This window comes from Affinundibacterium baiyunense (assembly GCF_018139645.1).
GTDB lineage: Bacteria > Pseudomonadota > Gammaproteobacteria > Burkholderiales > Burkholderiaceae_D > Undibacterium > Undibacterium baiyunense.
The window spans coordinates 129,219-148,419 of record NZ_JAGSPM010000008.1 but is presented as its reverse complement, the minus strand read 5'-3'; the positions used below and the strand labels follow the sequence as shown (position 1 = coordinate 148,419).

Below are 19,201 nucleotides of genomic sequence, written 5' to 3'. Positions count from 1 at the left end.
GACGATTTCGCGATGCATCGATCTCCACTAGACTTGCGAATTCCCGTTTTCATATTGGCGTCTTGCTATGGTTTTTGACACGCAATTTAGATCAAGATTACTGCGTATATTGATCGTATTGATGAGCCATCTGGCATGCCTATATAGCATTATCAACGCATCAGATTGGCCAAGCTTTTCAAGCAAGCAATCTAGTAATTTGGATCAACTCAAACAAAAGATGTCGATTGTTTTTATCAAAAGTCCAAGCACTCGATTAGAACTTAAGACCAAACAAGAAAATATTGCCAACACCAAGCGTCAAGTAGCGATCAAACCATCCTTAACTGCCATCCCGCCACAAGCCAATCAAACAAGCAAAGCAACTGACGAGCTAGAAGTAGAGCCTCCACCGCAACCCACACTCAATCGCGACGTCAAGGCCATCAGTCAATCTTTAGAACGAGATCTTCGATTTGAACAACAAAAGATAGAGGCAGCTAAGCCAGCAAATCAAATCGCACGCGAATACTGGCAAAAGCAAAACTATCCCTACAAAGATAAGTGGGAAGAGCTCGCACACAAGATAGAAAAAGCAGGCAAACCGCGCGGCTTGCAATTAGAAACTTTTCAGGCTGCAGATGGCACGCAAATTACGAAGCTAGGAAATACCTGTTTCAAAGCGCCAGATCCCGGTAGAACTTACTTAAACCAAGCCGAGGCGAGGCCTGTTATTTGTCCGCGTTGATTTTATTCAGGAAGCACAACTACTTCTCTTTGCCCCAGTTCCGCCACCTAGTCCTCTAAAGTTTGCAGCAGATATAATTTCTGATACAAGCCATTTTCAATCGCCATTAACTCAGTATGTTGTCCTTGCTCGGCGATACGACCGTGATTTAAAACGATGATGTTATCGGCATCGCGTATGGTTGATAGACGATGTGCAATTGCCACGATGGTCACTTTTCCTCGTAACTCATTCAAAGCCAACTGCACAATCTGTTCGGTCTCACTATCAATGTGCGAAGTTGCTTCATCTAAAAACAAAATCTTGGGTCGACCGGCTAATGCCCGCGCAATCGCGATCAGCTGTTTTTGTCCTGTTGATAGCTTCGCACCGCCCTCGCCTAATGGCGTCAAGTAAGCATGTTCCAACTGCAAAATAAAATCATGTGCGCGTGCGGCTTTCGCGGCGGCGATAATATCGGCTTCACTAATATCACGTCCCATCGCAATATTTTCACGTGCATTCGCTGCTAACAAAAACGGCTCTTGCGGCACTAGTCCAACACTGGCACGAAAACGCTCATCACTCAACTCTTGTAAATCGAGATGATCGATCAGGATCTTGCCACTCTGCGCGGTATAAAAGCGCAATAGCAAACTAAGCAGCGTCGATTTACCACTACCAGTATGGCCAACGACGCCATAGAAACTTCCTGCAGGAATATCTAAGTCAATTTCATGCAAGATCACTTGCGCGGGATCGTAACCAAATCGCACCTTCGACAAATGCAGTGCACCGTGACTAATCTCGGCATCATTTTGTTTGCTGGCGGCAGTCGATTCTTGTAACAAGGTATTAACGCGTGCGGCGGACACTACCGCTTGTTGAATTTGTCCAAACTGTAAAGTAATTTGTATCAAGGGATCGACGACACGTGCGATGTAACTCACAAACGCGTATAAGATGCCGATTTCTAATCCAGAAAAACTACGTTGACCAAACACAAAAATCACAATTACCAGCAATAGAGAATTCAATAAATCTAATGCTGGACGCAGTAACCACGCATTAGCGCGTAATTCATCGACACGCGCTGCATAATGTTTTTGATTGGTGGCTTCAAAGCGTTCACCAAATCCGCGCTCCGCATTGCAAGCTTGCAGCGCACTCATGCCATTAATACTTTCAGCTACTTGCGCATTGATCTCACTGCGCATTTGCCGCGCACGCGTTACCGCTGGCGCACTCCAACGCTGATAAAACCATACGATCACGACTACAGCTGGCACTAACATTAAAACGATCAACATCAAACGCCAATCCAACCATGCCATCGCAATCAAAGCACCGAGCACGACGATAGAACTATCAAGCATCACAAACAACACCTGTACGTACAAGTTCTTGACTGCCTCGGTATCATTCGTGACACGACTCACCAGTTGCCCAGTGATCGCTTTATCAAAAAAAGCCATCGGCAATCGCAAGACATGTGCATACACCTGCTCACGCAAGCGACGCACCGAGCGCATCGCGACGCCAGCTAGGCGCGTCAATTGCAAATAACGCAGCCAAGTCGCCCACCAACCGGTAATAACAAACGCCAGCAAGATACCTGTCATCATCCAGATATCATTGTTCCTAGGTAGTAAATAATGGTCGATAAATGCCTTACCTAAAATCGGCCCTATAGCTTCAAGTGCTGATGCTAGAAACAAAAATAGCACACCTAAAATGACATGGGTTTTCTCAGGTTTGGCTGCTTGAACTAATAGTTGCACAGCCAGTTTTTTCTCAGACGGCTTATCGATTTGACTATGCTGTTCTTTCGACTGACTCTCTGCATTTGCGTGAACTTCAGGCTGCATTTAAATCTGCCTCTAATTGTTGATACTTCCACTGACTCGCATACCAGCCATCGAGTGCCAATAGCTGCGAATGGGTACCTTGTTCTATCAATACGCCTTCGCGCAATACTAAAATATGATCGGCTTCTGCTACCGCACTTAAACGATGACTAACGATAATCGCACTCCGTTCCGGTCGCGCTAAACGCAATTCGGCTAGATGTCTAAGTATGCGTGTTTCGGTATCGGTATCAACCGCTGATAGTGCGTCATCTAATAACAATAATGGACTATCCGTTAGTAAAGCACGCGCAATCGCCACGCGCTGTTTTTGTCCGCCAGATAAAGTCACACCACGCTCACCAACTGGGGTATCGTAAGCTTCAGGAAAACGTAAGATGTCTTCATGAATCGCTGCTAATTCTGCTGCATGCATAATCTGCTCACGACTTGCTTGCGGGTTCGATAAAGCGATATTGCTAGCGATTGATGCAGAAAATAAAAAAGGCTCTTGCGCTACCCAATTGATCGCATTGCGTAGGCGTTCCAATGGATAAGCCGAAATACGATGTTCGCCCCACCGTACTTGACCTTGTTTGGTCTCAAATTGCCTTAGCAGTAGTCGGAGCACACTAGATTTGCCAGCGCCAGTTGCGCCCACAATGCCTAAGGTTTGTCCGGCATGCAGATCAAAGCTCAATTGATTTAGCGCTAAATTGGCTTGACCGGGATACGAGAAGCTCACTTTATCAAAATGAATGGTACCACCCACTTGGCTTTGTATCGTGCCTAAATCTTGAATCACCAAATCCGCTTCCAAAACTGGACGTAAACGTCCCCATGCCGCTTTACCGCGTTCTAATAAAGACAAGACCCAACCAGCAGCAAACATCGGCCAAATCAATTGACCTAAATACATACTAAATGCGGTCAGATTGCCGATGCTCATTTCGTTTTGCCAAACCAAATAAGCACCTACACCGAGAGTCAAAGCACCCGCCGCAGTTAGAGCAACACCAACCGCTGGTTCGTAAGCGGCCTCCCACCTTTGCGCACTCAAGCTTGCGGCAGCGGCATGCTCTGCCATCTCAGCAAATTGCTCGGCGTTGCGCTGCTCTAATCCTAATACCCGCAAAGTGCGTACACCAGAAATAGTTTCTTGGACGTGATCGTTGAGCTTACTAAAACGTTCTAATGATTCTTTTGATGCATCATGTACATGGTGAGTGATCTTTTTAAACGCCCAAGCCATGAATGGAAAAGGCAATAGTGCCGCTATCGCCAAGCGCCAATCGACACCCAAGGTCATCATGCCGATCACCAGCACAAAAGTCATCGCACCATCAAATCCTGCCAATGCCGCTTCACCCGCAGCCAACTCAATTGCATCCGCATCATTAGTACCCAAAGCCATCAAATCGCCGGTACGTTGTTGTTGAAAAAAAGCCGGGCCTTGCATGCTTAAACGCTGATACAAACGTAAGCGCAATTGCGCCCCTAAACGATACGATGCAGCAAACAACTGCAAGCGCCACCCAACGCGCAAAAAGTAAATCGCGACACCCATCAGCAACACAGTTGCCAATTCCCACAGTAAAGCTTCACCAGCCAAATTGTGCGCCACCATAGAGTCAATAATCTGACCAATCTTACGGGGAATTAATACAGTCAATGCCGCCACCAAAAACAGCATGACCGCAGCGGCAAAGTAAGAGCGCCAATGTTGACGAATAAATTGGGCGAGGAGTTGGTACAGGGTCATGCTAGGACTTTCAAATTGAGATCACTTTTCTCATAGACGCAGAGACGCAAAGGCGCAGAGAACGCAGAGAAAAATTCTAGGAAGATTTTCTGCGTCCCCTGCGCCACTGCGTCTAATGCTTTTTACTTCAACATATTCCACAAAAACGAATACGTGATCGCACTCATGTCTGCACGCTGCGCATTATTTGCAGCACCGCCATGTCCACCTTCAATGTTTTCGTAATACCAAACATTGGAATGACCTTGATCTAACATTTTGGCGGCCATCTTACGTGCATGGCCTGGATGAACACGATCATCACGGGTTGATGTAATGAACAAGACGTTTGGATACTTCAATTCCGCCTTCACATTGTGATACGGCGAGTATTGTTGAATGTATTCCCATTCAGCTGGCACATCAGGATTACCATATTCCCCCATCCATGAAGCACCGGCCAATAACTTGTTATAGCGCTGCATATCCAATAAAGGAACTTGACTAACCACTGCGTTAAACAACTCAGGACGCTGCGTCAGCGCCACCCCAGCCAATAAGCCACCATTACTTCCGCCCATTGCACCTAAATGTTTTGCACTAGTGATTTTGCTACGAATCAAATCCTCTGCTACTGCAGCAAAATCCTCATACGCGCGTTGACGGTTTTGTTTTAACGCGGCTTGATGCCAACGTGGACCGTACTCCCCACCGCCACGAATATTTGCCACCACATATACGCCACTTTTTTCTAACCAAGCTTTGCCAATACCGCCGGAGTAAGAAGGTGTTAAAGAAACTTGGAAACCACCGTACGCATATAACAAAGTCGGGCTAGTACCATCAAGTTTGATATCTTTTTTGTGCACCATAAAATAAGGCACTTTAGTACCGTCTTTTGATGTCGCAAACTTTTGTACGGCTTGATACGGACTAGCATCAAAAAAACTAGGTGCGGACTTCAATAATTGGCGTTGATCTGTACCCGCCTTAGCTAGATGCAACACACTCGGTGTCAAATAATCAGAGTAACTAAGTAGATACTCGTCCGATTTTTCCGAATCCAGAGGGCTGACGCCGACTGCACCCATCGTAGGCAGAGTCACGTTACGAGCAATCCACTTTCCTTGTTTAAATTGCAGTTCAACCAAACTACTCTTAACGTCTTGCAGCAATTGCATTAACAAATAATTCTTGGTTGCTGTAACACCCGTAAAGGATGCGTTATCTGTCGGTTGAAACAGAACAGTAAAATTACGATCCCCTTTCAAGAAGGCTTCGAAATCTATCGCCAAAACGCTACCTTGCGGATAAGTTTTGCCACCGGTAGTCCAAGTTTCATTTGGTGTAACGATGAATTGCGTACCGAAAAATTCATAACCTGTCTGCGCAGGAATATCCAACTTCAACAACTTACTACCGCGCATTAAGAACACTTCAGAAGTATAAAAAGTAACCGCGCGGTTCACAATTTCGTGCGTAATCCCGCGATGGCTGACTCGACTAGCCGACACACTAATATCTTCTTTCTTGCCTTCAAAAATTGTTTTAGCGGTACTGATAGGTGTGCCACGTGTCCACTCTTTGACGATACGCGGATAACCCGAATCTGTCATTGATCCAGCACCAAAATCAGTACCAACAAACAAGGTATTTTTATCACGCCATGCAACATTCATCTTGGATTCTGGCAAACTAAAACCATCTTTTACGAACTGCTTCGTCTTTAAATCAAACTCACGAATGGTCACCGCATCTGCACCACCGCGTGATAAATTAATAATGCAACGATCGTACTCCGGCTCACGACATTGGCTACCTTTAAAGACCCAATTCTCATTTTCCGCTTTGGCAATCGCGTCCAAATCCATTACCACTTCCCACTTTGGCGATGGCTTACGATATTCGACTAAACTTGTTTTACGCCAAACACCGCGCGGATGCTCCGCATCTGTCCAAAAGTTATAAACCGCATTGCCGATTTTTTGTATGCCTGGAATGCGATCTTTAGAATCAAGGATCACTTGCAGATCACTACGTAACTTTAAAAAACCCGCATCGTTGTCGAGCTTATTTCTGGTTTCTTGATTGCGAGCTTTGACCCAATCGAGCGCCTTCTCACCGCCGACGTCCTCTAACCATTGATGTTTGTCCTCAACCTGCGCCATCGCATTGTGAATACTAAACACGGTCGCTGCCAACACGAGTAATTTGACTTTTGTTTTCATGATTTTTATCGTTGAAATTGTTGATCAATTGTCGATTGAAAAAATATTCTTGTTTGTCAAAAGATACGCTTGTTCTCAAACAGCATGCAAAGCGTCGCGGCTCGTATTAAAAAGCATCAATCTTAAGAAAAAAGAATAGTGAAGTATAAACGTAATCGGATTAGACAGCGAAGTATCAAAAAAGTGCAGAAAAATACGATGCGCGATGAGGGGATATCCGCTTATTTCAGCTACAAAAAAGACCTCAGGATACGCCGCTAAGGTGCTTCACTTTTACGTACCACGATATGTTGACGTATCCAAGCCTGCATATCTTGCCAAATGCGATTAATTTCATTCGGGCTCGGCATTGTTAAAGCATGAGGTAATTCGATTGTGAGGACTGGAATCTCTTGATGCATTCCACTGTAATTTCCCAACGAACCCGGATACACTCCCACACGATTAAAATGCAGGCGCCCAAAGCGCGTCGGTGGTTGTGCTGGCCCGTCTAAATCAAGCACACCAAAGGGTGCATGCACAGAAATGATGACATCTGGCTGAAAGGATTTGATCGTATCAAAAATCCACTTACTTTCAGGCTCGGAAATAGGTTTCTTGCCAGGGAAACGACGTGGATCACTTTTCGTCTTTTTTGCCCAATACTGCGAAGCTTCTTTTTCCCAATTTGGGGTTGGAAAGTTGCGATTTAAATCCACACCTCGCGCATTGACACGCGTGGACTTTGGCGCAAGTAAACCATCAGGATTCACCAGCGGCGCGACCTTCCATTGAAATTCTTGTGTACTCGATTTGCTCATCGCTGCTAACCACTTGAACACTACCGCGGTCGCAGTCTTTTCGTCACCATGGATACCGCCAATCAATAACACTCTACGCACTTTTTTTGTGCGTGGATCTGCGGAGAAATCTCTGGTCATTAATGGTATCGCTTTGAATGAGCGACCATCGCTAGGAGCAAGCTTGCTCTGCAAACATTCATTCAAGGACACCTTGGGCAAACGCGGTGTCACTTGCTTACACCACTGTTGCAATTTGACCGGTGCAGAGACAGGTTCTGCTCGCACATTAGCGCGCGCATCGAGATGCATACTAACGCCAAATAAAAAGAGCGATGCGCTCAATAGTCGCATCGCTCTGTTCTGATATTTCTTCACGTCCGACAAAACAACTTGGCGCTTGAGCATGAAGAATAAATCCAATGAATCAATAAATTACAAACCAGCGGCAGCGCGTAAGATTTGCGCTTTGTCAGTACGTTCCCAAGTGAATTCAGGTTCTTCACGTCCGAAGTGACCGTATGCTGCAGTCTTTTGATAAATTGGACGCAATAAATCAAGCATTTGAATAATGCCACGTGGACGCAAATCAAAATACTCGTTCACTAAAGCAGCGATTTGCTCATCTGGAATTACGCCCGTACCTTCAGTGTACACCGTCACATTCATAGGACGTGCCACGCCAATCGCATACGCCACTTGAATCTGACACTGCTTTGCCAAACCAGCTGCGACAATATTTTTCGCCACATAGCGTGCCGCATAGGCGGCAGAACGATCGACTTTTGTAGGATCTTTACCAGAGAAAGCGCCGCCACCGTGAGGGCAAGCACCGCCGTAAGTATCAACGATGATTTTACGACCAGTTAAACCACAATCACCTTGTGGACCACCGATCACGAAGCGACCGGTAGGATTGATCAAGAACTTCGTATCTTTCAACCACTCTGCTGGCAATACTGGACGAATAATTTCCTCAACAACTGCTTCGATAAACGATGGCTTCATCTTATTACCATCGCTTTGATCTGGGCTATGTTGTGTCGACAAAACGACTGTATCGATACTGTGCGGTTTGCCATCAACATAACGCATCGTCACTTGACCTTTTGCATCAGGACGCAAGAACGGCAAGCGACCATCTTTACGCAATTGCGCTTGGCGCTCTACCAAACGATGCGCGTAGTAGATCGGTGCGGGCATGAGTTCTGGCGTTTCGTCACAAGCATAACCAAACATCAAACCTTGATCGCCCGCGCCTGTATTCAAATGGTCATCGGATGCATGATCAACACCTTGCGCGATATCATTCGATTGCTTATCGTAAGCCACCAAAACCGCACAGCCTTTGTAATCAATACCATATTCGGTATTATCGTAACCAATACGCTTGATGGTATCGCGTGCAACTTGAATATAATCGACATGTGCATTCGTCGTGATCTCGCCAGCTAATACCACTAAGCCAGTATTCACAAGGGTTTCAGCAGCTACGCGGGAACGTGGGTCTTGCTCGAAGATTGCATCTAAAATTGCATCAGAAATTTGATCCGCAACTTTGTCTGGGTGACCTTCAGAAACTGATTCTGAGGTGAAGAGAAAATCATTTGCCATCGCAGGCTCCTATAAAATGTGACGTAAAGTCGCAGTAAGAAAGAGTTCCTGCGACGCTTTAGCGAAATTTATTACCCGCTTCGCAAGTTGTCTATTTAACTCGGCGGGGGCGCCTGATTTACTTCAAGATATGCTGACAGATCGCTCTGCATCATTTCATTCAGGTGCCAATATGTGCTATTTTACGCCTCTTACAGGATTCATGTCGAATTGCCTTAGATTTTTGAGGTGTATCAATATGAAAAAATCCATCACTCTTAGTAATTCACCATCATTTCCAGACTCATGTTAATTCGTCTGTTCCGTTTTTTATCGGTTTTCCCACTTCCTGTCCTGCACTTTGTCGGTGTCATTCTTGGCTATGTGGTGTACGCCCTATCGCCAACTTATCGCAAACGCATGCGTAGCAATATGGCACTCGCCTCTTGCGAAGGGCAAGTCGGTGTCGCATTGCGCGAAGCTGGCAAAAATATTATGGAATTGCCGCTGATTTGGTTAGGCAAACCAGAACGATTGGCCGCCAAGGTTCGATTAGAAAATTGGGAAATCGCGCAGGCTGCGATTGATGCCAAAAAAGGCGTGATTTTTTTGACACCGCATTTAGGTTGTTTTGAACTGTCTGGAAAATCTATCGCCTTACGCACCAAAATGACTGTGCTATACAGACAGCCAAAAAAAGACGCTTTGAAGCCGCTACTTGAAGACGCACGCGCATCCAGTGGCATGTTATTAGCACCCGCTAATTTATCCGGCGTTCGTGCTTTGGCTAAAGCCTTAAAAAAAGGCGAAGCGATCGGCTTATTACCCGACCAAGTACCGCAAGAGGGTGAAGGCGTGTGGGCTGATTTTTTTGGGAAACCAGCTTACACCATGACTTTATCTGCCAAATTAGCGGCGATGACAGGTGCGCCAATTATCTTGACCTATGCCGAGCGCCTGCCTTTCGGTCGTGGCTTCGTGCAACGCTTTGTTCCCTTTACTGAGTCACTCGACGGCGACGCCGCACAACAAGCCCGCGCGATTAATCAAGCAATGGAAAAACTCATCGCCAAGGTGCCAAGTCAGTATTTCTGGAGTTATCACCGCTATAAAAAACCAGATGGTGTCACTGGTCCAGAAGAAACCCAATCACAGGAAAACGCATGAGATTTGCCGTACTAATTATGTGGCTGCTGCACTGGTTGCCGCTGCCGATCTTGGCGCGTATTGGCGAAGGCTTAGGTAGTCTTTTATATCTCATTTTGAGTCGCCGTCGCCATATCTGTTTAACGAATCTGCGCTTATGTTTTCCGCAAATGCCAGAGTCAGAAAGAAAGAAAATCACGCGACGCCATTTTCAAGTCTATGTGCGTAGCGTATTGGAACGAGGTATTCTCTGGTGGTCTTCCGAACGCCGTCTACGTAAATTAATTCATGTCGACTATGCCATGCCGGTGGCGGAAATGACGAGCTCACCAACAATTTTCATGTGCCCACATTTTGTGAGTCTCGATGTTGCGGGTGTTGCAGTAATGTTGGAATCTTCACTCTGCTCGATCTACACCACGCAAAGAAACAAAACTTTCGATAAGGCGTTGCGCAAAGGTCGCTCACGTTTTCGTCCAGTAAAATTATTTTCACGTGCAGAAGGTGTCAAACCTATCATTCGCGCGATGAAGGAAAATCTGCCATTCTTCATGTTACCCGACATGGATTTTGGTGCCAAAGATGCAGAATTTGTGCCCTTCTTTGGTGTCCCCGCTGCGACACTCACCGCATTGCCACGAATTGCCGCGGCAACTCATGCCAAAGTGATTCCGGTGATCGCCAGCATACGTCCGGGCTACGATGGTTGGAATGTGAAGTTTGATCAAGCTTGGGAAGACTACCCGCATACCGATATCGTTAGCTCTACCCGTTTTATGAACGCCTATATCGAATCAGAAATCTTGAAGATGCCAGCCGAATATTTCTGGACCCACCGCCGCTTCAAAACACGACCACAAGGTGAAGCAAGCGTCTACAAAAATACCCAGCAATTTCAAGATACACATCAGTAAACCTCATCAAAAAAAACGCCAATCAATCGATTGGCGCTGACATTACGTATTGCATAGATAACACACGCGATTAACGATGAACACCGTCACTCATTGCCACATCTAGCAACGCGCACTCAATTGAGCTTAGGCGAACTTAGTTGAGCCTAAGTGATCCTAGGTGATCTTAACTGAGCGCTTGGTACAAGCCTGTAACAATATCCATTTGCTGCAAAATGCGCTCGCTGGTTGTCGCCACTGTGGTTGCATATTGCTGGCGCATACGTGGATCAGCAGGCTGCCGAATGGCGTGATCAAAATACGCCCATTGCTGACGCGCCAACTTCAATTCATTCTGGATAGATTTGGTGGTGTCTGCATTGGATTCTAATAGCTGCATATTGCTATTAAATTCTTTTCGTATTGTTTCCAAAGATTGCATACTCGACGCTTCCACGACTTCCCACTGTATGGCTTGATACATCTTTGCCATGCGTTGCGAGAGCATGCGCTGACGCCCAGCGATATTCACTAATTTGCCAGCAGCGGAATTCGCCTGCTTTTCCAATTGTTGCGTCACTTGATCGGCCATCGTGAGTAGTGAATCACTCATCTGGAGCACTTGCTTTGCATCGCTAGGATTGGCGGCTTTGCCTAGTAGTAAATCTTTGTACACCAGCCAAGTCTTATCCGATTTCAAAATCCCATCTTTGATCTCGGCTGTCGTCTTAAAATTTTTTAATTCGATCAATTGACGATCAAACAGCGCAGCAGAAGCGTCCAAGATTTTTCGAGATTGGTCGAGATCAACCCCCATACCAATCTGCAAATAGGCTTTCGCCAAACGTTGCGATAACATGCGCTGTCGCCCTGCCTTGTTGATCGCATCATTCAGATTTTGTACTTGTGCAAAACCAACTGAACTGAGCCCCAAACTGGCACTTAGCACGCACCCGATTTTTATAAAATCTCTACGTTGCATATTTACACTCCCGAAAATGATCAGAAATAGTAAATCGCCAGTGCAACGCAAACCATTCGCCATTCGAACTACCGATGGCAAAATTAAGGACTAGCTTAGGGATTACCTACAACTTGAAAGCCTGAGACGTAGTTAGCAGAAGTCAGTACATGTTAGTACCAACGCAATGTCAAACTAACTAGATAAAGAAAGTGCGTGACCACCTTAGCCGTCACGCACCGCAGTGATTTAAAGCGCGGGAAGTAATTCGATTTCGTCGGCCAACAAGGTATTTGCTGGCAGCACATCCATCGACTTTAACTTTTGATAAATCGGGGTGAAGTCAGGTGCAGTGCCATCAAATAACTGTTGGTAACTGTCGATCACAAAGTACGTCTCTTGATACGAGTCAATTTTGTACAAGGTACGCAAGCAGCGTTCGATATCCAAACGAATGTGACGCGACTTCGTACCACGCGTCAAGCAATACTCGACTTCGCCACCAGACGACAAAATGCCCGCGCCATAAATACGTATGCCGGCCGGTGTATTGATCAAACCAAACTCCACCGTGTACCAATATAAGCGCGCGAGTTCATCCAAGCCACCGAGCCGCATCGCTTTTAAACCACCCTGACCGTAGCGCTGCATATAGTCGGCAAATACAGGATTAAATAAAAGTGGCACATGACCGAAGAAATCATGGAACACATCGGGTTCAACTATGTAATTAAATTCTTCGGGCTTACGTAACCAAACAGTCACCGGAAACCGACGATTCGCCAGATGATCAAAAAATGTCAGTTCGGGAATCAAGCCTGGTACCGCAACAATTGTCCAACCCGTTGCAGCGAATAATTCTTTAGAGGTTTTTTCGAACACCGGAATCCCCGCACTGATATCCATCTTTGCCAATGCTTCGATAAATTCATCGCATGCACGTCCCGGCAAGAGTGCCATTTGACGTTGGTACAGTTTGCGCCAGAGATCATGCTCGGCCTCGGTATAGGCAGCCCAATCCTGCTGCACCACATAGTGTGCGTCCATATGCGCGTAATCACCACGTAAGGCAGCACCATTCGATTTTTCGGCTACCGTCGCCAAGAAATCTTCATTTGAAACTGAGGTATCCATCAATTTGTCTCCAAAAAAAAGCTAACATATTGTTAGCTTTTTTTGTTGTTAGCTCTTTTTTGTTCGTGTCGTAATTTGCTTGTGACGAATTACGCTGTAGTGGCTGTATCGTCTTTCAAGACACCACGACGAATCTGATCCAATTCAATCGATTCAAACAAGGCACGGAAATTACCTTCACCAAAACCTTGATCGCCTTTGCGTTGAATGATTTCGAAGAAAATAGGACCGATGACTGTCGTTGTGAAAATCTGCAACAACAATTCACGCGTCGTTTCTGTGCTCTTACCATCAATCAATACACGCAATTTGCGCAAGGCTTCCACGTCTTCGCCATGACCAGGCAAACGACGATCGACCAAATCATAGTAAGTATCAATCGTATCTTGGAAAGACACGCCAGCAGCTTTCATATCGGCGACAGTTTGGTACACATTATCGGTACCCATCGCGATATGCTGCACACCTTCACCGTGATACAGGTCCAAGTATTCAGAGATTTGAGATTTATCATCCGAAGATTCGTTGATTGGAATGCGAATCTTGCCGCATGGAGAAGTCATCGCTTTTGATTTCAAGCCAGTCAATTTACCAGCGATGTCAAAGTAACGGATTTCACGGAAATTAAACAAAGTTTCGTAGAAGTCAGACCATTCAGCCATACGTCCACGGTGTACGTTGTGCGTAAGGTGATCAATGTAAGTCAAACCATGACCAACTGGATTTGGATCAACACCCGGGATCGCTACGAAGTCAGCGTCATAAATACTGATGTTACCGATCGCACCTTTTTCAGCGCCATCTTTACCTTGCCAACGATCAACGAAATAAATCAATGAATCGCCAATCCCCTTGATTGCTGGAATATTCAATTCCATTGGGCCAGTTTGATTATCAAAGCCCCATGCGCCTAATTCCAACGCACGTTTGTAAGCAAAGTTGGCATCTTTCACACGAATCGCGAATGCGCACACGGATGGTCCATGCTTGCGTGCAAAGCGTTGTGCAAACGAATTTGGTTCGGCGTTAATAATAAAGTTAACGTCACCTTGGCGATACAAAGTAACGTTCTTGGTGCGATGCTTAGCAATCGCAGTGAAACCCATTTCAATAAATAATTTTTCAAGTTCTTTTGGTTCTGGCGCAGCGTATTCGATAAATTCGAAACCATCTGTCCCCATCGGGTTTTCCCAAGTTTGGAAGGTCATTGTTATCTCCGGTTAAAAAACATTTTTTATGATGCAAGCAATGTCAGATTATTTATCTATCGCTATCAAAACAAAGATTCCTTGCGCCAAATCAATCCGCAAGTATAAAGCCTCTAATACGCCATAAAATTCCAAAATACTGCACATCAACGACTATTTGAGCAATAATATTGCTACAAAAATCAAACATAGAGCAGAACATGCCTCAAATTGAACTGGATAAAATTGATCGTAAAATTTTAGCGATTTTACAAGCAGACGGTAGATTGACGAATCAGGAAGTCGCAGAACGCGTCAATCTATCTCCATCGCCTTGCCTACGCCGTATCAAAAGACTAGAAGATGCAGGGGTAATACGCAAGTACGTTGCGCTAATAGAAGCAGAAAAAATTGGGCTCGGCTTATTGGCTTATATTAATGTCAGGTTAGAGAAACATACCGACACACCCGCCAAAGGCAACTCTCGCTCACCGCGGATCGATTTTGCCGCTTCGGTCGAGCAATGGCCAGAAGTCGTCGCTTGCTATGCAATGACCGGAGAGATGGATTATTTATTGCGGGTGCGCGTCGAAGACATGAACCATTTTTCGCGCTTTATGATGGAGACTTTGTTAAAACATCCTGCGGTGCTGGATGTGAAATCGAGTTTTGCTTTGCAGCAGATTAAAGATACCACCGCACTGCCAGTCGGCATGAGTTAAATCGCCCAATTCACAAATAAGAAAGCCAGTAAGGCTACTGGCTTTCTTACACTGTCGAGTTTGATTCAAGCTTCATTTAAACGCACGACTTCGTGCAGACAATTGTGCTGAGCTTGTGCAAATCTTAGTTCAAAACTCAGTGACTAATTTTTCGGTTCGCGTTTTAGCAACTCTTCAATCGTAACGCCAACCTCTGCCTCGCCACCAAATGCGGTTCCTGTCTTCTTCACTTTGTAATTCACCATCGTATGACGATAGTCTTTCATCGACAAAGGAACGTATTTCACTTGTTTGGCGATCGCATCTGCATTGTTGAGATAATAATCAACAAAGGCATTCACCTCCGGACGTTGATCCGCTTTTGCGTTCACGTAAATAAACAACGGGCGTGCTAATGGTTGATAGTTAGCATCCATCACCGTCTTCACTGATGGCAAGACTGCAGACTTAGCGTCTTTCGCAACAATTGCTGCTGCCTTCAATTGCTTACTGTTTTCAGAATAATAAGCAAATCCAAGATAGCCCATCGCATTCACATCGCGCGATACTGCCTGCACAATCACGTTATCATCTTCTGAGGTAGTGAAGTCAGTCCGACTTAATTTTGCCTTGCCATTGATCGCCTCGGTAAAGTAATCAAACGTACCCGAATCAGCGCCCGGACCATACAATTTAATCGGTGTTTTAGGCCATGCTGGATTAACTTGATTCCAAGTCGTGATCACACCTTGTGCTGCCGGCTCCCAAATCTTTTTGAGCTCTTCTACAGTGATTTTGCTAAGAAACTTATTCTTAGGATGAATCACCACAGTCACCGCATCAAATGCAACAGGCAACTCCATGTAATGCACACCATTCTTGCTGCACTCGGCCATTTCTTTTTTCAGAATCGGGCGCGATGCATTCGAAATATCGGTCTCACCCTTGCAGAATTTTTTAAAGCCACCACCAGTGCCGGCGATACCAATCGTGAATTTCACCGCACTATTTTTTTCACGAAATTTTTCTGACACCGCTTCGGTAATCGGAAATACTGTGCTAGAACCATCGATCTTAATCATCGATTGCGCCTGTGCTTTAGTCGCTTGCGTCGACAATAAGGCACCGAAAATAAATAAGGCAATCGATGCATGTAATTTTTTCTGAGGAGTTAATTTCATAATTTATCCTGAGGTGTCTTGGTTGGTATCAAGCTTTTTTCGCTAAAGCTAAATTGGGTCGGGTATTGCTGTGCTGGACTAAGTTGAACTAATGTCGTCTATCGATTACTGCTGCGCGATGATGCTAGGATCTGGCGGCAAACCATAGCCGAGTCGTACAATTTCCACCATCATTTGCGCAATGCGATCACTGGTAGAAGAAATATTGCGTAAGTCTTCCGCTTTGAACTGAGGAGAACTCAATGCTTTCTCATAGAACAGCCATTGTTGCTGCGCTAAACTGAGACGATCTCGCAGGGCTTTATCGGATTGCGCCTCTTCCGCTAGTAGATGCATACCATTGACAAATTCGATACGTGATTGCGCCAAATCGACTTGCAAGCCTTGCTTTGCCTGCATATTTTTATCCATGGAACGAAGCAACACGATTTTTGCCATCCGTTGTGCCAAAGAAGCCTGACGCAAAGCCAAGCCGGTCACACGAGAACTAGCATCATTGGTTTCTGTCTCAAGTGCGAAGGACAAGAAATTCATTTTAATCAAAATATCTTCGTTCACGTCATACATCGCGGCAGCAGTCTTGGCATTCAAGCGAGGTAATGATTCGACTTGATCATTCAATGCAAGATTGACGCGATTAAAAGCTTTACCACTTTTTTCTGAACGCACTTGACGTGATAAGTCTTTACGCAAACGTGCAATATTTTCTAGCGAACGTGAGCGTTGTACTTCGGTATGCCCACTCAAGATGCCCAAAGCCATTTGCAAGCTCAGTTTATAACTACGCTCTGACTCTAATCGAAACATGCCAGCGGTGAGCAAGGGCGGTGGCGTAATGCTGGCAGCAGGTGCTGGACGATAATCAGCACTTGCAGCAGCACCGCAAAAAAACATCGAGGCAAAAACGAACTTGAGGGACTTGTGTAACATCATTTTCTCTATCATCTGGAATTGAACTAGCAAGAATCGGTGCTGTGAGCAAATACAGAACAGCACTCTTATTTTGTGTTCGAATTTTAATGACGAGTTATGACGAGATGATTACATGGCTAGTTATATCAGCATGAATTAAACGCAGATGCTGACGTCTATGCCGATGCAGAGATCAATGATCGAATGGCGTCAATACGCGCGATACGTATTGCTTCTGCGATCTTCTGCGGTTGACCTAAAAATTGTTGTGCAACTTCACCGGCATTCACTGCCAAAGCCGCATTTAAGACCGCACTTAAGAATGCCACTTGCGGAAATTGAATATTCTCTAAACCAGCGCGACCAAAACAATCGCACTCGGCCGCCTTCAACATATCCAAAAAGCGCTGTGGCTTACGAAATGCATCATTTCGCTCTAGCATGTCTTGCAAAGTCGCAGGACGCATTTCTTGACTCCGTCCAACATTACCATGATCTCGCGCGGTCATGATCGCCAAATCTCGACAATCACTGGGTACTTTCAAGCGCTCACAGACCTTCTTCACTAAAGCAATGCCACGCTCCTCGTGCCCATGATGACGTGGCCATATCGCAGGATCGGTAGTTCCTTTACCGAGATCATGCAATAAAGCGGCAAAGCGTATCGGCAAAGACATGCCCTGTTGTGCCGCATAATCAATCACCAACATGATATGCACGCCCGTATCAATTTCAGGATGGAATTTTGCTGGTTGCGGCACGCCCCATAGTGCATCTAATTCAGGAAGCAATCTCGCTAAAGCACCACATTCTCGCAATACGTCGAACATGCGAGATGGTTTTTGCTCCATCAAGCCGCGCGATATTTCTTGCCACACACGTTCTGGAACTAAGGCATCGACTTCACCCGCTGTCACCATCGATTTCATCAGCGCCATTGTCTCGGGCGCCACCACAAAAGCATGCGGAGCTACCGAGAAACGTGCAGCAAAACGCGCGACGCGAAGAATGCGTACAGGATCTTCTTCAAACGCGGGGGAAACATGGCGAAACACACCATCTTGCAAATCGCGTTGTCCATTAAAAGGATCTATCAAGCCGCCATGTTCATCTCGCGCAATCGCATTGATGGTCAAATCACGACGGATTAAATCTTGTTCTAAAGTGACACTAGGATCAGTATGAAATACAAAACCTTTGTAGCCAGCGCCAGTCTTGCGCTCAGTACGGGCGAGCGCATATTCCTCGTGTGTCTTGGGATGCAAAAATACAGGAAAATCTTTTCCAACCGGCACAAAGCCTTGCGCCAACATTTGTTCCGGAGTCGCGCCAATCACCACATGATCACGATCTTGCACGGGCAAACCCAGCAAGGCATCACGTACCGCACCACCGACTACATAAGATTTCAACATAGTAGATATCACTGAGCGGATTTCAATATGCCGCCACATTCAGATTAAGGAAAATCATACTTAGGCATATCGTCATGCTCATCTAATGCGCCAAGCACCCACTGCGTCACCGCAGGATGTGCTTCAACTCGTTCACAATACGCTTGCAAGGCCGGTGCCAAGGAAACTCCGTAAGTTTTAAAGCGCATCACAACCGGCGCGAAGAATGCATCGGCGATAGAGAAATCACCAAACAGGAAACGATGCGCACCATAAGTGGACAGACAATCTTCCCAAATTTCGCTAATACGACCTATATCGGCTTGCGAACCAGCGGTGCGACCTTTACCCGGAAAACTGGCTCGAATATTCATCGGCATCGCATCTCGCAATTGACTAAATCCAGAATGCATTTCAGCGCAAACGCTACGTGCAGTGGCACGCGCAGCGACATTTTCTGGCCATAAGTGATAGGTTGGAAAACGTTCTGCCAAGTATTCGCAAATCGCTAAAGAATCCCAGATCACCAAGTCATCACCTAACAAAACAGGCACGCGACCAGACAAAGAATATTCCGAGATTTTTTGTGTGGTATCCGGCCTATCTAATAGCACCTTGATCTCTTCAAATGGAATACCAAAAGTTTTCATCACCAACCAAGGGCGCATCGACCACGAGGAATAATTTTTATTGCCTATCACTAGACGATAATTACTCTTACGCATGGCGTGCTGCAATGGCGCGAGGGTCGTTTGCAGATCTAAGTTTTCTTCATTGGTTTGCATGACAGACTCCTAC

Annotated in this window: 16 protein-coding genes; 4 read left to right on the top strand and 12 right to left on the bottom strand. The window is 45.7% G+C overall.

The annotated features are described in order from the left end of the window. The first annotated feature begins 121 nt into the window (after window positions 1-121). Window positions 122-727 carry a hypothetical protein gene (locus KDM92_RS13865; RefSeq protein ID WP_212685049.1) on the top strand — a complete coding sequence of 202 codons (606 nt, stop codon included), beginning with the start codon at window positions 122-124 and terminating at the stop codon, window positions 725-727. A 47-nt stretch (window positions 728-774) separates the two neighbouring features. Here the strand turns inward: KDM92_RS13865 and KDM92_RS13860 are convergent, their stop codons facing one another. The 5 genes from KDM92_RS13860 to metK form a co-directional block, all read right to left on the bottom strand. Continuing rightward, window positions 775-2,574, bottom strand: coding sequence for an ABC transporter ATP-binding protein (locus KDM92_RS13860; protein ID WP_212685048.1), 1,800 nt, complete (start codon window positions 2,572-2,574; stop codon window positions 775-777). Further along, window positions 2,564-4,315 (bottom strand): ABC transporter ATP-binding protein, encoded by a 1,752-nt coding sequence (locus KDM92_RS13855; protein WP_212685047.1) that lies wholly within the window; start codon window positions 4,313-4,315, stop codon window positions 2,564-2,566. The genes KDM92_RS13860 and KDM92_RS13855 overlap by 11 nt, the downstream gene beginning before the upstream one ends. 122 nt (window positions 4,316-4,437) lie before the next feature. Further along, window positions 4,438-6,522 carry a prolyl oligopeptidase family serine peptidase gene (locus KDM92_RS13850; protein ID WP_230408355.1) on the bottom strand — a complete coding sequence of 695 codons (2,085 nt, stop codon included), beginning with the start codon at window positions 6,520-6,522 and terminating at the stop codon, window positions 4,438-4,440. A gap of 257 nt (window positions 6,523-6,779) precedes the next feature. Beyond that, window positions 6,780-7,655 (bottom strand): M14 family zinc carboxypeptidase, encoded by an 876-nt coding sequence (locus KDM92_RS13845; protein WP_230408354.1) that lies wholly within the window; start codon window positions 7,653-7,655, stop codon window positions 6,780-6,782. A gap of 81 nt (window positions 7,656-7,736) precedes the next feature. Continuing rightward, entirely contained in the window at window positions 7,737-8,915 is a 1,179-nt protein-coding gene (metK, locus tag KDM92_RS13840) for a methionine adenosyltransferase (RefSeq protein WP_212685046.1), read from the bottom strand. Window positions 8,916-9,200: 285 nt separating this feature from the next. On the opposite strand from metK, the gene KDM92_RS13835 reads away from it, so the two are divergent. Beyond that, window positions 9,201-10,061 carry a lysophospholipid acyltransferase family protein gene (locus KDM92_RS13835; RefSeq protein WP_212685045.1) on the top strand — a complete coding sequence of 287 codons (861 nt, stop codon included), beginning with the start codon at window positions 9,201-9,203 and terminating at the stop codon, window positions 10,059-10,061. Next, window positions 10,058-10,954 (top strand): LpxL/LpxP family acyltransferase, encoded by an 897-nt coding sequence (locus KDM92_RS13830; RefSeq protein WP_212685044.1) that lies wholly within the window; start codon window positions 10,058-10,060, stop codon window positions 10,952-10,954. Before KDM92_RS13835 ends, KDM92_RS13830 begins: the two co-directional genes overlap by 4 nt. Before the next feature lie 166 nt (window positions 10,955-11,120). Here the strand turns inward: KDM92_RS13830 and KDM92_RS13825 are convergent, their stop codons facing one another. The 3 genes from KDM92_RS13825 to hppD all read right to left on the bottom strand — a co-directional run bounded on the left by KDM92_RS13825 (window position 11,121) and on the right by hppD (window position 14,236). Then, window positions 11,121-11,915, bottom strand: coding sequence for a type IV pili methyl-accepting chemotaxis transducer N-terminal domain-containing protein (locus KDM92_RS13825; RefSeq protein ID WP_212685043.1), 795 nt, complete (start codon window positions 11,913-11,915; stop codon window positions 11,121-11,123). A 228-nt stretch (window positions 11,916-12,143) separates the two neighbouring features. After that, entirely contained in the window at window positions 12,144-13,028 is an 885-nt protein-coding gene (gene phhA, locus KDM92_RS13820) for a phenylalanine 4-monooxygenase (protein ID WP_212685042.1), read from the bottom strand. Between the two features lie 89 nt (window positions 13,029-13,117). Further along, complete coding sequence (gene hppD, locus KDM92_RS13815) at window positions 13,118-14,236, bottom strand: 4-hydroxyphenylpyruvate dioxygenase (protein WP_212685041.1); 1,119 nt, start codon at window positions 14,234-14,236, stop codon at window positions 13,118-13,120. A gap of 200 nt (window positions 14,237-14,436) precedes the next feature. Here hppD and KDM92_RS13810 point away from each other — a divergent pair, with 200 nt between their 5' ends. Further along, window positions 14,437-14,937 (top strand): Lrp/AsnC family transcriptional regulator, encoded by a 501-nt coding sequence (locus KDM92_RS13810; protein ID WP_189347382.1) that lies wholly within the window; start codon window positions 14,437-14,439, stop codon window positions 14,935-14,937. 143 nt (window positions 14,938-15,080) lie between these two features. Here the strand turns inward: KDM92_RS13810 and KDM92_RS13805 are convergent, their stop codons facing one another. The 4 genes from KDM92_RS13805 to KDM92_RS13790 all read right to left on the bottom strand — a co-directional run bounded on the left by KDM92_RS13805 (window position 15,081) and on the right by KDM92_RS13790 (window position 19,188). Beyond that, on the bottom strand, window positions 15,081-16,097 hold the full coding sequence (locus tag KDM92_RS13805) for a PstS family phosphate ABC transporter substrate-binding protein (protein WP_212685040.1): 1,017 nt from the start codon (window positions 16,095-16,097) through the stop codon (window positions 15,081-15,083). A 105-nt stretch (window positions 16,098-16,202) separates the two neighbouring features. Continuing rightward, window positions 16,203-17,027, bottom strand: coding sequence for a hypothetical protein (locus KDM92_RS13800; protein WP_212685039.1), 825 nt, complete (start codon window positions 17,025-17,027; stop codon window positions 16,203-16,205). A 158-nt stretch (window positions 17,028-17,185) separates the two neighbouring features. Then, window positions 17,186-18,421 carry a multifunctional CCA addition/repair protein gene (locus tag KDM92_RS13795; RefSeq protein ID WP_212685103.1) on the bottom strand — a complete coding sequence of 412 codons (1,236 nt, stop codon included), beginning with the start codon at window positions 18,419-18,421 and terminating at the stop codon, window positions 17,186-17,188. A 47-nt stretch (window positions 18,422-18,468) separates the two neighbouring features. Then, window positions 18,469-19,188, bottom strand: a complete 720-nt coding sequence (locus KDM92_RS13790) for a glutathione S-transferase family protein (protein ID WP_212685038.1) — start codon at window positions 19,186-19,188, stop codon at window positions 18,469-18,471. Window positions 19,189-19,201: the final 13 nt, after the last annotated feature.

Coding starts and splice junctions, on each gene's coding strand:
- KDM92_RS13800 (WP_212685039.1), bottom strand. CDS start 17,027: ATGTTACACAAGTCCCTCAAGTTCGTTTTTGCCTCGATGTTTTTTTGC.
- KDM92_RS13845 (WP_230408354.1), bottom strand. CDS start 7,655: ATGCGACTATTGAGCGCATCGCTCTTTTTATTTGGCGTTAGTATGCAT.
- hppD (WP_212685041.1), bottom strand. CDS start 14,236: ATGACCTTCCAAACTTGGGAAAACCCGATGGGGACAGATGGTTTCGAA.
- KDM92_RS13860 (WP_212685048.1), bottom strand. CDS start 2,574: ATGCAGCCTGAAGTTCACGCAAATGCAGAGAGTCAGTCGAAAGAACAG.
- KDM92_RS13850 (WP_230408355.1), bottom strand. CDS start 6,522: ATGAAAACAAAAGTCAAATTACTCGTGTTGGCAGCGACCGTGTTTAGT.
- KDM92_RS13835 (WP_212685045.1), top strand. CDS start 9,201: ATGTTAATTCGTCTGTTCCGTTTTTTATCGGTTTTCCCACTTCCTGTC.
- phhA (WP_212685042.1), bottom strand. CDS start 13,028: ATGGATACCTCAGTTTCAAATGAAGATTTCTTGGCGACGGTAGCCGAA.
- KDM92_RS13805 (WP_212685040.1), bottom strand. CDS start 16,097: ATGAAATTAACTCCTCAGAAAAAATTACATGCATCGATTGCCTTATTT.
- KDM92_RS13865 (WP_212685049.1), top strand. CDS start 122: ATGAGCCATCTGGCATGCCTATATAGCATTATCAACGCATCAGATTGG.
- KDM92_RS13825 (WP_212685043.1), bottom strand. CDS start 11,915: ATGCAACGTAGAGATTTTATAAAAATCGGGTGCGTGCTAAGTGCCAGT.
- KDM92_RS13790 (WP_212685038.1), bottom strand. CDS start 19,188: ATGCAAACCAATGAAGAAAACTTAGATCTGCAAACGACCCTCGCGCCA.
- metK (WP_212685046.1), bottom strand. CDS start 8,915: ATGGCAAATGATTTTCTCTTCACCTCAGAATCAGTTTCTGAAGGTCAC.
- KDM92_RS13830 (WP_212685044.1), top strand. CDS start 10,058: ATGAGATTTGCCGTACTAATTATGTGGCTGCTGCACTGGTTGCCGCTG.
- KDM92_RS13810 (WP_189347382.1), top strand. CDS start 14,437: ATGCCTCAAATTGAACTGGATAAAATTGATCGTAAAATTTTAGCGATT.
- KDM92_RS13855 (WP_212685047.1), bottom strand. CDS start 4,315: ATGACCCTGTACCAACTCCTCGCCCAATTTATTCGTCAACATTGGCGC.